The organism is Streptomyces sp. NPDC048696 (assembly GCF_043198895.1).
In the GTDB taxonomy this organism is placed as follows: Bacteria; Actinomycetota; Actinomycetes; order Streptomycetales; family Streptomycetaceae; genus Streptomyces.
This window is the reverse complement of sequence record NZ_JBICVJ010000008.1, coordinates 1-12128: the sequence shown is the minus strand read 5'-3', so window position 1 is coordinate 12128 and position 12128 is coordinate 1. Positions and strand designations below refer to the sequence as shown.

At 72.1% G+C, this 12128-nt stretch carries 12 protein-coding genes and 1 pseudogene; 9 read left to right on the top strand and 4 right to left on the bottom strand.

What is annotated here, in order from left to right; genetic code table 11:
* Nucleotides 1–232 precede the first annotated feature (232 nt).
* From ACGFRG_RS18165 to ACGFRG_RS18150, 4 genes are all read left to right on the top strand, one after another.
* Entirely contained in the window at nucleotides 233–1141 is a 909-nt protein-coding gene (locus ACGFRG_RS18165) for a LysR family transcriptional regulator (protein ID WP_393265588.1), read from the top strand.
* A 149-nt stretch (nucleotides 1142–1290) separates the two neighbouring features.
* Entirely contained in the window at nucleotides 1291–1779 is a 489-nt protein-coding gene (locus tag ACGFRG_RS18160) for a hypothetical protein (RefSeq protein WP_393264963.1), read from the top strand.
* A gap of 68 nt (nucleotides 1780–1847) precedes the next feature.
* A complete protein-coding gene (locus ACGFRG_RS18155; protein ID WP_393264960.1) occupies nucleotides 1848–2480 on the top strand; it encodes an RNA polymerase sigma factor in 633 nt (210 codons plus the stop codon).
* Between the two features lie 11 nt (nucleotides 2481–2491).
* Nucleotides 2492–3016 carry a hypothetical protein gene (locus tag ACGFRG_RS18150; RefSeq protein WP_393264957.1) on the top strand — a complete coding sequence of 175 codons (525 nt, stop codon included), beginning with the start codon at nucleotides 2492–2494 and terminating at the stop codon, nucleotides 3014–3016.
* 20 nt (nucleotides 3017–3036) lie between these two features.
* Here ACGFRG_RS18150 and ACGFRG_RS18145 read toward each other — a convergent pair whose 3' ends face one another.
* Nucleotides 3037–3723 (bottom strand): NADPH-dependent F420 reductase, encoded by a 687-nt coding sequence (locus ACGFRG_RS18145; RefSeq protein WP_393264954.1) that lies wholly within the window; start codon nucleotides 3721–3723, stop codon nucleotides 3037–3039.
* A gap of 281 nt (nucleotides 3724–4004) precedes the next feature.
* Between ACGFRG_RS18145 and ACGFRG_RS18140 the strand changes: the two genes are divergently transcribed.
* Both ACGFRG_RS18140 and ACGFRG_RS18135 read left to right on the top strand, forming a co-directional pair.
* Nucleotides 4005–5054: an ArsR family transcriptional regulator gene (locus tag ACGFRG_RS18140; protein ID WP_393264952.1), complete on the top strand. Its 1050-nt coding sequence runs from the start codon at nucleotides 4005–4007 to the stop codon at nucleotides 5052–5054.
* A 216-nt stretch (nucleotides 5055–5270) separates the two neighbouring features.
* Nucleotides 5271–6092 carry a CAP domain-containing protein gene (locus ACGFRG_RS18135; RefSeq protein ID WP_361421608.1) on the top strand — a complete coding sequence of 274 codons (822 nt, stop codon included), beginning with the start codon at nucleotides 5271–5273 and terminating at the stop codon, nucleotides 6090–6092.
* A 30-nt stretch (nucleotides 6093–6122) separates the two neighbouring features.
* Here ACGFRG_RS18135 and ACGFRG_RS18130 read toward each other — a convergent pair whose 3' ends face one another.
* Nucleotides 6123–7628: a sigma-70 family RNA polymerase sigma factor gene (locus ACGFRG_RS18130; RefSeq protein ID WP_361421605.1), complete on the bottom strand. Its 1506-nt coding sequence runs from the start codon at nucleotides 7626–7628 to the stop codon at nucleotides 6123–6125.
* Nucleotides 7629–7889: 261 nt separating this feature from the next.
* Between ACGFRG_RS18130 and ACGFRG_RS18125 the strand changes: the two genes are divergently transcribed.
* Nucleotides 7890–8156 (top strand): DUF3303 family protein, encoded by a 267-nt coding sequence (locus ACGFRG_RS18125; RefSeq protein WP_361421602.1) that lies wholly within the window; start codon nucleotides 7890–7892, stop codon nucleotides 8154–8156.
* A 36-nt stretch (nucleotides 8157–8192) separates the two neighbouring features.
* Here the strand turns inward: ACGFRG_RS18125 and ACGFRG_RS18120 are convergent, their stop codons facing one another.
* On the bottom strand, nucleotides 8193–9692 hold the full coding sequence (locus ACGFRG_RS18120) for an MFS transporter (protein WP_393264948.1): 1500 nt from the start codon (nucleotides 9690–9692) through the stop codon (nucleotides 8193–8195).
* Between the two features lie 69 nt (nucleotides 9693–9761).
* Nucleotides 9762–10739: an NAD-dependent epimerase/dehydratase family protein gene (locus ACGFRG_RS18115; protein ID WP_361421599.1), complete on the bottom strand. Its 978-nt coding sequence runs from the start codon at nucleotides 10737–10739 to the stop codon at nucleotides 9762–9764.
* Nucleotides 10740–10889: 150 nt separating this feature from the next.
* Here ACGFRG_RS18115 and ACGFRG_RS18110 point away from each other — a divergent pair, with 150 nt between their 5' ends.
* Both ACGFRG_RS18110 and ACGFRG_RS18105 read left to right on the top strand, forming a co-directional pair.
* Nucleotides 10890–11603: a TetR/AcrR family transcriptional regulator gene (locus ACGFRG_RS18110; RefSeq protein ID WP_393264944.1), complete on the top strand. Its 714-nt coding sequence runs from the start codon at nucleotides 10890–10892 to the stop codon at nucleotides 11601–11603.
* 186 nt (nucleotides 11604–11789) lie between these two features.
* Nucleotides 11790–12128: pseudogene (locus tag ACGFRG_RS18105) on the top strand (ABC transporter substrate-binding protein); the annotation flags it as partial.

The window sequence follows — 12128 nt, the reverse complement described above, 5'->3', positions numbered from 1 at the left end:
ATCGACGGGACATGACCCCAGGTACCTGGGGCCCGCCGGTGAACTCCCCCGTGTCGGCACCGGGGTCGACACCCTCCGCAGCCGATCGCCCCGAGGTCCGGATCCCCGTCGGCGACCGCGGACGGGTTGCCGCCCCGGGGCCACTGCCTATCCTTGTCCCGAACGAAAACCCAAGTCAATCCTAGGATTTCCTTCCACTCCCCCAGCAAATACCTTGGATCTGGACCTGATGATGACCCTCGACGATCTCCGAGTCTTCGTCGCCGCATGCGAGACGGGCAATCTGAGCGCGGTGGCGCGCGATCTGTCCCGTACGCAGTCGGCGGTGAGCCAGCACGTCAAACGGCTGGAAGCAGAACTCGGACTGCCGCTTCTGGAGCGCCGACCCCGTGGCGTCGCACCCACCCAGGCCGGGCGGATCCTCCAACAGGCCGCCGCCCAGGGCCTCGGGCAGATAGAGCTGGCGCTGCGTCGGCTACGGGACCTCAAACACGGTGACGGCGGCGCCGTCCGGATCACCACCGGCGCCACCACCGTGCGCCACTTCATGTCCGACGGCGTTGTCGCGTTCCGGCACCGACACCCCGGCGTCAAGCTGGAGTTCCGTACCGAGAACTCCAGCCGGGGCTGCTTCGACGCGCTCGCCGCCGGAGAGTCCGACCTCGCCTGGATCACCATCGGCTCCCCCGCCCGGGGCATCGAGCAGCGTCCGGTGATCGAACTGCCCTGGGTCCTCGCCGTCCACGCGGACGACCCGCTCGCGCACAAGAGCAGCGTCGACGCGGCCGACCTGGCGCGGATCCACCACATCCAGCTGCCCGCCAACTCCACGTCCCGCTCCCACCTGGAGGACCAACTCGACCGCCAGGACATCCAGTTGGCCTCGACCACCAGCGTCGCCGACTGGGACACGGCCATCCTGCTGGCCGAACTCGGCCTCGGACACGCGGTCGTCCCCGCCCTCCCCGGCTGGACCGGCTCCGGCCACGGCGCACTCCGCCTGATCCCCATCCCCACGCTGCCACCGCTCGCGGCGGGCTGGGCGGTACGCCAGTGGGACGCGCTCGGTCCGCTGACCCAGGAGTTCGCGGAGACGGTCGTGGCCAGCCTCACCGGCCGCCCGGGGCGGGACCGGCCATGAGGTCGATGAGGGCTGCCCAGCGGGGGGACTGCGCCCCCCGAGGTGCGTGAAACTTTTTCCGGAGTGGCGGCAACCCCGACCCTCGTCGCACGTCGTCAGGGGTGAAGGGCGCCGTCCGGCGCTGTTCAGTCGATCTGGAGAGCTCCTACGTGAACACCACCCAGCACCACCGCCGCGCCTTCGCCCGTGGGGCCGCCGCCACCGGACTCCTGGCGGCGCTCGCCGTCCCCGCGTTGGCCGGTGCGGCGTACGCCGACGACTCGGGCGCCCGGTCGCACACCGCTCCGAGCACCGCGCCCTCGCACCGCGCCGAGCCGAGCGCCGCCCCCTCCGTCCCCGCCAAGCAGCCCGCGCCCGGCAAGCCGTCGGCCTCCCGGCCCGGCGCCGCGCCGTCCACGAAGCCGACCAGGGGCGCCGGTGAACCCGAGGCGTCCCCGAGCCGCCCCGCGACGAAGGCGCCCTCGGGCGCCGAGCCCAGCGCCGAGCCCGGCCCCGCGTCCGCCGCGTCGACAGGCCGGGACGAGCTCGCTCATACTGGCTCGTCCGCCACCAACACGGTCCTGGGCACCGGAGCCGGCGTACTGATCGCCGCGGGCGCCGGGACCGTCTACGCCGTGCGGCGGCGGCACGGCCACTGAGGAGTGGGACCACCCAGGCGCAGGGCGGCCCCGTCCGGCGGGGCCGCACCGTTCCACCCGAGGACGTGATGGAGTACACCGCTGTCCGGCAGCCGGCGCCGCCCGGCGGCTTCGGCCTGCGCGCGTTCCGGCACTGGCTGCTGCGCCGGGACCGGCTGGCCGACCGTGAACCCCCCCTGGCCTCCCCGGGCGGACCCGGCCCGGAGGGTGTCGTACGGCCCACCGTCAGCGAGCTCTACCACGCGCACCGGCTACGGATGGTGCACCTCGCGGTGATGCTCGTCGACGACCGGGCCACCGCCGAGGACGTGGTGCAGGACGCGTTCACCGCGCTCTACCGGCGGCACGGCGAGCACATCGGTGAGATCGACAACGCGCTCGCGTATCTGCGTACGGCCGTCGTCAACGCCTCGCGCTCGGTCCTGCGCAGACGGCGCACGGCGCGGGCGTACACACCTCCTCACGAGGCCGACGCGCCCTCCGCCGAGGAGCACGTGGTGCTCGACGAGGAGCACCGTGAAGTCCTCGCGGCGCTGGGCCAGTTGACCGCCCGGCGCCGCGAAGTGCTGGTCCTGCGCTACTGGGGCGAGCTCACCGAGGCCGAGATCGCGCAGACGCTGCGGATCAGCAGGGGATCCGTGAAGTCCCTCGCGAGCCGGGGCCTGGACTCACTGGAGAAGATCTTGAAGGGGCGGTCGTGAGAGGAGTGGACATGGACGGCCACGAGGGCTCCGAGCGCCCCGTCGAGACGCGGCTGCGGCGTGCGTTCGCGGCCCGGGCCCAGACCATCACCGTCCACGACCTGCGCCCGGCCGACCCGCCGGGTCCTCGGCCGCGCCGAACCGCCTTCGCGCTGCCGCGACTTCACGGCCGACCGACTCGCCGCTTCGCTCTGCCGCTGGCCGCACTCGCCACCGTGGCGGCGGTGGCGATCGGTTACGTGGCACTCGCCCCGGACCGGAGTCCGGCACGCCCGGCCACGCCCGGTCCGGTCGCGCCCCTGCCCTCCTCCTCGCCCTCCCCCGCCCTCTCGCCCCAGCCGCAGCCCTCCCGGCCGCCGACCGGTACCGGGGCCACCGGGCACACCGACACGCCACCTGCCGTACCGATGCCGGGGGCTTCGAAGGCGACGCGCGGCGGGTCGGCTCGGCAGCCCGCCTCCAAGCCGGGCCGTAGGCCGTCCGAACTGCCGACGGCCCGGCCTTCGACGAGTCCGTCCTCGCCCCCGGCCCGGTAACGTCCGCCGGGGGCCGGAGGTCAGGCGCCCTGGATGTGGAAGTTGTAGTCCGTGTGGCCCAGCGCGCCCATGAGCCGCATCCAGATCGGCAGCATCATCTCGGCGCCGCGCGCGCTGGTGATGTCGCCGAGGTCGAGGATGCTCTGCTGGGGCCAGCCGAACGAGATCAGCAGCGCGGCGACCGCCTTCTTGGCCGCCTCGTCGTCGCCGGACAGGAACACGTTGTGCTCACCCGCGACCCGGGACGGCTCGACCATGACCTTGGTGTTCATGGTGTTCAGGGTCTTCACCACATGCGCCTGCGGAAACGCGCGCTGGATCTGCTCGCCGAGGCTGTCGGTGTTGACCGGGTCGAGCGAGGGCGGCATGCCCTGCGAGAAGTCCAGCGGGTTGGCGATGTCGATGAGCACCTTGCCGTTCAGGTTCTCCGCGCCCACCGCGTCCAGGGCGGCCAGACTCGCCGTACCGGCCGTCGTGTTGACGACGCTCTCGCCGAACGCCCCGGCGTCGGCGAACGTCTCCAGACCCACCCGGGGATGCTCCTGCTGCCAGACCGCGAACGGCGGATTGCCGAACTGGTCGGACTCGGTGCGGGCGAGGGTGGCCTTCGGGTCACGCGTACCGACCACCACTTCGTGGCCGAGGGAGGCGAGCTTTGCGGCGATGTTCCGGCCGACGGCGCCGGTACCGAGGACTGCGTAACGCATGAGGCTCGATCCTTTCGAGGAACGGAGGCCGCACGACGTCGGCCACCCGGTGCAACGAGAAACTAAACCGGGCCGCTCGGCGTTCCAAGCATCGGGCACCCGCCACGCCGACCGGACGCCCGGCCGCGCACACAGCGCACCGGCCGGTACACGTCGCGCATCCCCCGTGTGTACCGGCCGGCACTCCCCCGTTGCACACGCTCAGAGTGCCAAGCCTCCGACGGCAGAGGTGACGTGTTTCGGGCTGGTCCGAAACACGCCGGACGGCAATGCTCGGCGAAGTGACGCTGCGCATACACTTCACCGCCGACGACCTCGCCCGTACCCGGGTGGCCCAGGGGCCGCGTCCGCTGCTCGAACTGGACATCGCGCTGCGGGTGCTGCAGGAGAACCTGCACCACGCGCGCTTCGACGCGTGGCGGCGCGAATCGTTCGGCCGCCTCGACCCGCGGACCCGTATGGCCTTCGACGTGGTCCCCACCAAGGGCTGGTCGCTGGACTTCCTGCTGCCCGTGGAGCCGGGCAGCACACAGGAGTTGTGGGAGAAGGTACGGGCCACGCCGCCCCGGGTCGTCCGCCGGTATGTGCAGCAGTGGGTGCACCGGACGGGGCGGGTGCCGGAGTGGATGCGGCGCACGGACGGCGATCCCCAGTTCCTGCAGAGTCTCGTCGACGTCTTCGAGGACGCCCACGAGCAGATCGTCGCCCCCTACTGGCCGCGCATCGAGCAACTGGCGGGCGCCGACCGGGCCATCCGGATGCGGCATCTCACCGAGGGCGGGGTGGAACGCCTGCTCCAGGGGCTCCACCCGCGCCGGGTGCGCTGGAACCCACCGGTGCTCGAACTCACCATGGCTTCCGGCCACGAGGGCGACCTGTATCTCGACGGCCGGGGTCTGCTGCTGATCCCGACGCTCTTCGGCTCGGAGTACCCGCTCTTCGACGACGCGGCCGAGCCCCAGCCGTGGATCAGCTTCCCGATCGGGCAGGACGGGACGCCGGGGCTCGCGCTGCCCGCCGCGTCGACGGCCGGGGCGCTGACCACCGCGCCGCGCTCGCTGTCGGCGCTGCTGGGGCGGACCCGCGCCACCGTGCTGTGCGCGATCGCCGAGCAGCCCGGGCTGACCACCAGTCAGCTCGCGGCCCGCGCCGATGTCTCCGTGGCGAGCGCGAGCGAACACGCCACGGTGCTGCGGTCGGCCGGGCTGATCGGCACCGCGCGCGACCGCAACTCGGTCCTGCACACCCCGACCCCGGCCGGTCTGAGCCTGCTCAACGCGTCGACCGCCGACACGGGGCGGGCGGAGCCCGTACGGTTGCGGGTCGTCTGAGCGGACTCGCGGCAGTGCGATGCGGTTCCGGGCGACCTACAGGGGCGCGGGGAACCGCGCGGCCAGCCACAGACGGCGCGCAGCCGAATGACCGCACAGCGCGCCGGCACACCACGTGATCCAAGTCACCCCCAGAAAAAACGTTATGCCCGCCGCCCCACCCGCTCTCCCATGCGCCGGACACCCCCGGCAGCACCGGAAAGAGAGCGGAGCCCCATGCAGCACCACGACGACCACCCCCACGCCCGGCACTCGGCGCCCCAGGGGCGGGCCGCGCGGCGGCACGCGCGGCGACGGTGGTCCACCCGAACCGTCGGCACGGCGGTTGCCGGAACCGTGGCGGTCACGGCCATCACGGGGGCGCTGTGCTGGCCGCAGTCCGACGACCACGCCAAGACCGTCGCCAGCGAGGCGGCGGCGCCCACCGGGCACGTCCTCGACACCGCCGCCGACCCGGCCGCCCCCCTCGCGTCGCCGTCGCCGACCCACTCCGCCACACCCTCGAAGGCCGCCGCCAAGCCGAAGCCGAGCCCCAGCGCCCCCACCTCCCACCCGGCGCAGAAGCACAGCACCCCGACGACGACCACCGGGCACACCGACAGCGGGTCTTCCCGTACCTCCCCCGCGTCGCAGCCCGCGAGCGCGGTCACCGGCACCGCCGCCCAGTACGTCCAGCAGGTCATCGCGCTCGCCAACACCGAGCGCGCCAAGGCGGGTTGCTCACCGCTCAAGGCCGACAGCAGGCTCAACTCCTCCGCCCAGGAGCACGCCGACGACATGGCCGCCCGCAACTACTACGAGCACGACACCCCGGAGGGGAAGAACGCGGGCGACCGTATGACCGCCGCCGGTTACGACTGGCACAAGTGGGGCGAGAACATCCACCGGAGCCCCAAGAGCCCCGAGGCCGCGATGCACGACTGGATGAACAGCCCGGGCCACCGCGCCAACATCCTGGACTGCGGCTTCAAGGACATCGGCGTGGGCGTGAACCTCAGCGACAACGGCCCTTGGTGGGTCCAGAACTTCGGCAGCTGAGTCGATCTCGGCACCGATACGGATGTGGGTTCAGGACGACGTCCCGGCGAAGTCCTGGACCCACACCGTGCCGTCGGGGCCGGGCACGGCGGCCACGCCCGTGTCGCGGTACCCGCAGTCGAGCATGTTCTGCTGATGGATCGAGCCGTCGGTCCAGTCCTTGACGACGGCCGCCGGATCCGCCGTCCCCTTGTCCAGGTTCTCCGCCCAGGCCCCGACCGGGTACCCGGCGGCCCTGATCCGGGCGTCGGCGTGCTGCCCCTCGGGGCTCTCGTGGCCGTAGTAGCCACGCGCGATCATGTCCCGGGCATGCCGGACCGCCGCCGTGGTGAGCCGGGGATCGCGGCGCAGCGGGGCGCAACCCGCCGCGCTGCGGCGGCTGTTGATCAGCTGGATGAGCCGCTGTTCGGGGGTCGGGGCGGGCGGCGGAGTGGGACGGGCGCTCTTCGTGCTGGCCTTGGGCGAGGGAGCGGCCGTCGTCGGCTGCGGCGTGGGACTGGCCGAGGGCGAGGCGTACGAGGGTGACGGAGCGAGCGCCGACGCACTGGTCACCGTCGCCGGTGCGGGCGCGGCCTCGGGTCGCCGGTCGGGCCACAGCAGGACGACGAGGATCCCCAGGACGACGGCGATCGCGACGGCGGCCGCGCCCTTGACCGCGTACGTACCCGCACGAGGCTTCGGCGGAACGCCCGCACCGCTGGGCGACGTCATCGGTGTCGCCGACGCGGCGAGGCCGATCCGGTCGGCCGGGGCGAGGACCGCCGCGTACAGACCGGCCAGCGGGGCGATCAGCGCGAGGCCGACGAGCAGGCCCTCGGCGGGTACCAGGCCGGAGCCGTGGCCGGAGCAGGCGCGGCACTCCCGGGTGTGCCGGGCGATCCGCTTGCGCCACACGGGTTCGGGGCGGCCGTCCCAGTCGGCGGTCAGCGCGGCCAGTTCGTCGCAGAGCGGCCGGTTGGTGAGAGCCCGCACCACGATCCGGCCGACCTCCAGCTGGGCCTTCATCCGCTGGACCCGCACGGCGGCGTGCTGGGCGGTCAGGCCCATCGCCTCGGCCAGTTCGGGGCGGGTCAGCTCGCCCGCCGCCTCCTGCCACCACAGGGCGAGCAGTTCGCGGTCGTCCGCGTCGAGCCAGCGGGTCGCCTCGGCCACTTCGCGGCGCTGACCCGACAGGCCCAGGCGCAGGATGGTGACGTCCACGAAGTCCGGCTCGGGATCGAGGGGTTCGGCCAGGCGCTCCAGGCTGGTGGTGGGGGTGTGCTGCTGCGTGCGCCAGCGTCTGCGTATCTGGTTCATCGCGATGGCGATCAGCCAGGACCGGAACCTGGACGGTTCGCGCAGCCCGTCCAGGCCCTCCAGGGCGTGGAACATGGTCTCCTGCACCACGTCGTCGACGTCGGCGTGCCCGTCCATGGCGCGGCCGACGACGTTGTAGACCAGCGGCAGATAGTCGGCGGCCAGCTGTTCCCGCGCCCCGGCATCCCCGGTCCGTGCCGCGCCGACCAGATCCGGCATGGCCGTGCTGTCCCTGTGCATGCGTTCCCTCACCCTGGCGTCGTTCGTGCGCTCCCGTCGTTCGGAGACTCCCGCCGGACGCCGGGATAACAGGAACTCGGGCTTCATTTTGTACGAGGCCCCGGCGCCCCGGTGGGCAGGGTCGGCCCTGCATTGTGGTCATGAGGGGAACGCGAGACCCTTGTTCTATACGCGGCCGGGAGTGACCGGTGCGTCGAGACGTGCACCCACCCGGTCGGTCGGGAGTGGGTGAGTTCCGTGCGTGTGCTGTTGAGAGTGGAAATGGACACCGCGAAGTCGAACGAGAACATCAAGAACGGCAACATGCAGAAGACCATGCAGTCGGCGCTGGAGGCCATACGCCCCGAAGCCGCCTACTTCACCACCCAGAACGGGTGTCGTACGGCGTTCATAGTCTTCGACCTCCAGGACCCGTCCGAGATGCCCAAGATCGCGGAGCCGTTCTTCATGGAGCTCGGCGCCAAGATCTCCTTCACTCCGGTCATGGACAAGGAAGACCTGGCCAAGGGCCTGGCGGCGCTTGGGTGACCGGCTGAGGCTCCCGCCGAACGGCCGCGATCAGCGCTACTCAAGGACCGTCCCCAGGTCCGCGAGCGCCAGCAGCAACGCGCCCACCACGAAGGCGATCGACACGAACAGCCCGTGGTCGTACGCCGACGCCCAGCCGTGGCCCGTCAGCCTGGCGAAGAACACCGAGCCGACGGCGGCGATGCCGACGGCCGAGCCGACGCGCTGTCCGGTCTGGAGGGTGCCGCCCGCGCTGCCCGCCGAGCGGACCGGGACCTTGGAGAGCGTCAGGGTCTGGTTGGGCGCGATGACGAGGCCGCTGCCGAGCCCCGCGAGAAGCAGGGGCGCGGTCATCGCCCATGCCGAGGACTTGCCCGCCACCAGGTGGACGGCGAGCGCCGTGCCGCAGAGTCCGACGGCGACCATGACCAGGCCGACGGCGACCAGGCGTCGGCCGAAGCGGGCGACGAGGCGGCCGCCGATCGCGGCGGCGACCCCGGAGCCCACGGCGAACGGGGTGATGGCGAGGCCCGCGACCAGCGCGCTCAGATGCAGCCCGGCCTGGAGATAGAGGGCGGTGATGAAGAAGATCGAGGTGAACCCACCGAAGTAGAGCAGGATCAGCGCGCACCCCAGCCAGTAACTGCGTTCATGGAACAAGGTGAGGTCCAGGAGCGGGGACCGTCCGCGCGCGGTCTGTCGGCGCTCCCACAAAACGAACCCGGCCAGCAGGGCCGCCGCCGGCAGCAACAGGAGCCATTTCTCGGGGCCGTGCCACTGCTGTGCCTGGATGAACGGGAGCAGCAGCGACAGCACTCCGGTGCCCAGCAGCGCCACCCCGACCGGGTCGAGCCGACGCAGCTTGACGGGGCGGGCCGACGGGGTGTCGGGCAGCAGTCGGCGCGCCAGGACCAGACACACCGCGCCGATCGGCACATTGACGTAGAACACCCAGCGCCAGCCCTCGTGCGCGCCCGCCGCGTGGATGAGCAGCCCGCCGAGCAGCGGGCCGACCGCCGTCGAGATGCCGATGACGCTGCCGAGCATCCCGAAGGCGCGGCCGCGTTCGGCCCCGGAGAACATCTGCTGGATCAGTGCCGAGATCTGCGGCGAGATCAGGCCGCCGGCCAGGCCCTGGACGGCCCGGGCCGCCACCAGCCAGGCGCTGGACTGCGCGGCCCCGCAGGCCGCCGAGGCGACGACGAACAGGGCCAGACCGGTCATGAACACCGCACGCCGGCCCCGTGCGTCGCCGATCCGCCCGGCCGGAACGAGGAACAGGCCGAAGGCGAGCGCGTATCCGGACAGCACCCACTGCAGACCGGCTTCCGGGGCCTTGAGGGCCGCGCGGATCGACGGCAGCGCCACATTCACGATCGACACGTCGAGCAGCGTCATGAACCCCGCCACCAGACAGACGGCGAGCGCCTGCCAGCGGCTCCGGTCGGGCAGCGGCGCGGCCGGTCCGGCGGCGCCCGGCCGACCGCCGCGACCGTCCTCGGTGTGCGCAGCCACAGCGGCCTTCTTTCTCACGCGGACGGCAGGAAGGGGACGCATGGGCATAATCGCCCATGTGCGGGGCCGTTCGCCCCATCCCGCGCTCGCGCGCCGTCCGCCGACCGCCCGTCAGACCCGCCCCGCGAGCAGCGCGCGGTACCAGTCGACGGTGGCGTCGAGCGCCTGGGCGAGCGGTGTGGGCCGGACGCCGAAGGCCCGCTCGAAGGCGGACGAGTCCAGGATCTGCGGCTCGGTGTGCTGGTAGAAGAGCTCGGTGTACTCGGCCATGAACGTCTCGTCGAACGGCCCGAACGGGCGAGGCTCGGTGAGGACCGTCGCGTTGACCGGGGCGCCCACCCGCTCGCCGATCATCGCGTGGATACGACGGGTGGTCAGCGCGGGCGCGGTGGGCAGATGCCAGACCCGCCCGTCGCCCTCGGGGTGTTCGCCGAGGGTGGCGAGTCCGGCGGCGACATCGCCTATGTACGTGTAGCTGTGCGGCAGATCGAGGTCGCCGAGCCCGAGCGCCTCGCCCCCGGACAGGGCGGCCGGGAACACCGCGCCGCCGAGCGAGGAGTTGAGCACCTGCGGGCCGACGAAGTCCGCCGACCGGCCGAGGACGACTCGGGCGCGCCCGTCGCGATGGGCCGCGAGATACGCCTCGTCCAGCTCGGCGCGCATCCGCCCCTTGCGGGAGGTGGCCCGCCACGGGGTGTCCTCGGTCATGACCTCGCCGTGCGTCGGCCCGTACGGGTAGAGCGTGTCGAGGACGACGAGGCGCGCGCCGACCGCCTCGACGGCGGCGAGCACCGCCTGCTGGATGCGGGGCATCAGCTCGATCTGGAGGTGGTAGCCGACGTTGACGCAGTGGTGGACGACGTCCGCGCCCTCGACGGCGGCGCGGGCTCCCTCGGCGGTGCTGACGTCGGCCGCGTACCGCTCGACGCCCTCGATGGCGTCGCCCGACCCCGCGCGGTCGACCAGTCGTACGGCGTGGCCCCGGCGGACGAGCTCGGCGGCGAGCGTCCGGCCGGCCGGGCCCGCGCCCAGAACGACGTGCCGGGAACGGGCTGTTGAGGTGCTGGGCGTACTGGGCGTGCTGGACATGAGGATCCCCTTGGCGAATCGAGTTATGTTCCGTCGCTTCTGTTAGAGACCGTAACTGTTGCGATCCTGACTCGCAAGAGGATGATTGAATGTGCACTGCGTTCGGACGCCGTGCCGGACACGGAGACCGTCGTGTACGCAGGAGGACCCATGCCCGCCGAAGTGAAGAGCCCGCGCGCCCGCTACCGGGAGCAGACCCGCGCGGAGATCAAGGCGGCGGCGCTCCAGCAGGTCGCCGAGGGCGGCGCGACCGCGCTGGCGCTCACCCGGATCGCCAAGGAGATGGGACTCTCCGGGCCCGCCCTCTACCGCTACTTCGCGGGCCGCGACGACCTGCTGAACGAGCTGATCCGGGACGCGTACGACGATCTGGCGCAGGCGATCGTGCGCGTGGGCACCAGCACCGTGGGCACGCCCCGCACCGCGCTGCACGCGCTCGCCGACGCCTGCCTCGACTGGGCCACCGCCGAGCCGCACCGCTATCTGCTGATCCAGGGAACTCCGGTACCGGGCTACGCCGCTCCGCCCGACACCCTGGAGCGCGCCCGGGCCGCGCTCGGCCCGTTCCTCACGGTCTTCGCCGCCGGGGACCCGGTCGACGCGTACCGCCCGACCGTCGACGAAATGGCCGTGTGGCTGCGGCAGGACGGCGCCGTCGCCGACTGGGTCGCGGCCCACACCGACCGCCCCGCGCATGAGGCCGCAGCGGCAACCGCCCTGGCGGGCGCGGTGGTTGCCTGGTCGCAACTGCACGGCACGGTGAGTCTCGCGGTCTCGGGCCAGTACCAGGGAATGGGGCACCGGCCCCGGACGCTGCTGACGGGACAGATGGACGCACTGGCGGACGGCTTCCGCTTGACGTGAGCCCGGGTCACACCAACCGGCCTGCCTCTCCCGCCAATTAAGCGGAATCGTTGCCTGTTCGACTAATCAACGGAAAGGCGAGTTGCCGTCTCGTTAACCCTCAACTCCTTGACGCCCCATACACCTCCCAGTTGACTTCCAGCCACCTCGGTCGCAGCGATGCGGCCTCGTCAGGGAGGTATCTGGATGAACACGCGTATGCGTCATGCGGCTGTGGCCGTGAGCGTCACCGCGATGGCCGTTTCGCTCGCCGCTTGCGGCAGCGCCAAGAAGTCCGACAGCGGCGCCAAGGACCCGGGCGCGAAGAAGAGCGGGGCGATCAAGGTCGGCCTGCTGCTGCCGGAGAACCAGACCGCGCGCTACGAGAAGTTCGACAAGCCGTTGATCGAGAAAATGGTCAGCGATCTCACCGCCGGCAAGGGCCGGGTGGTCTACGCCAACGCCAAGCAGGACGCGACGACGCAGACGCAGCAGGTCGACACGATGATCACGAACAAGGTCGACGCGCTGATCGTGGACGCGGTG

Bases quoted from the DNA above. Each gene is read 5' to 3' on its own strand.
- ACGFRG_RS18165 (WP_393265588.1), top strand. From the start codon at position 233: ATGACCCTCGACGATCTCCGAGTCTTCGTCGCCGCATGCGAGACGGGC.
- ACGFRG_RS18155 (WP_393264960.1), top strand. From the start codon at position 1,848: ATGGAGTACACCGCTGTCCGGCAGCCGGCGCCGCCCGGCGGCTTCGGC.
- ACGFRG_RS18150 (WP_393264957.1), top strand. From the start codon at position 2,492: ATGGACGGCCACGAGGGCTCCGAGCGCCCCGTCGAGACGCGGCTGCGG.
- ACGFRG_RS18145 (WP_393264954.1), bottom strand. From the start codon at position 3,723: ATGCGTTACGCAGTCCTCGGTACCGGCGCCGTCGGCCGGAACATCGCC.
- ACGFRG_RS18135 (WP_361421608.1), top strand. From the start codon at position 5,271: ATGCAGCACCACGACGACCACCCCCACGCCCGGCACTCGGCGCCCCAG.
- ACGFRG_RS18130 (WP_361421605.1), bottom strand. From the start codon at position 7,628: ATGCACAGGGACAGCACGGCCATGCCGGATCTGGTCGGCGCGGCACGG.
- ACGFRG_RS18125 (WP_361421602.1), top strand. From the start codon at position 7,890: ATGGACACCGCGAAGTCGAACGAGAACATCAAGAACGGCAACATGCAG.
- ACGFRG_RS18120 (WP_393264948.1), bottom strand. From the start codon at position 9,692: ATGCGTCCCCTTCCTGCCGTCCGCGTGAGAAAGAAGGCCGCTGTGGCT.
- ACGFRG_RS18115 (WP_361421599.1), bottom strand. From the start codon at position 10,739: ATGTCCAGCACGCCCAGTACGCCCAGCACCTCAACAGCCCGTTCCCGG.
- ACGFRG_RS18110 (WP_393264944.1), top strand. From the start codon at position 10,890: ATGCCCGCCGAAGTGAAGAGCCCGCGCGCCCGCTACCGGGAGCAGACC.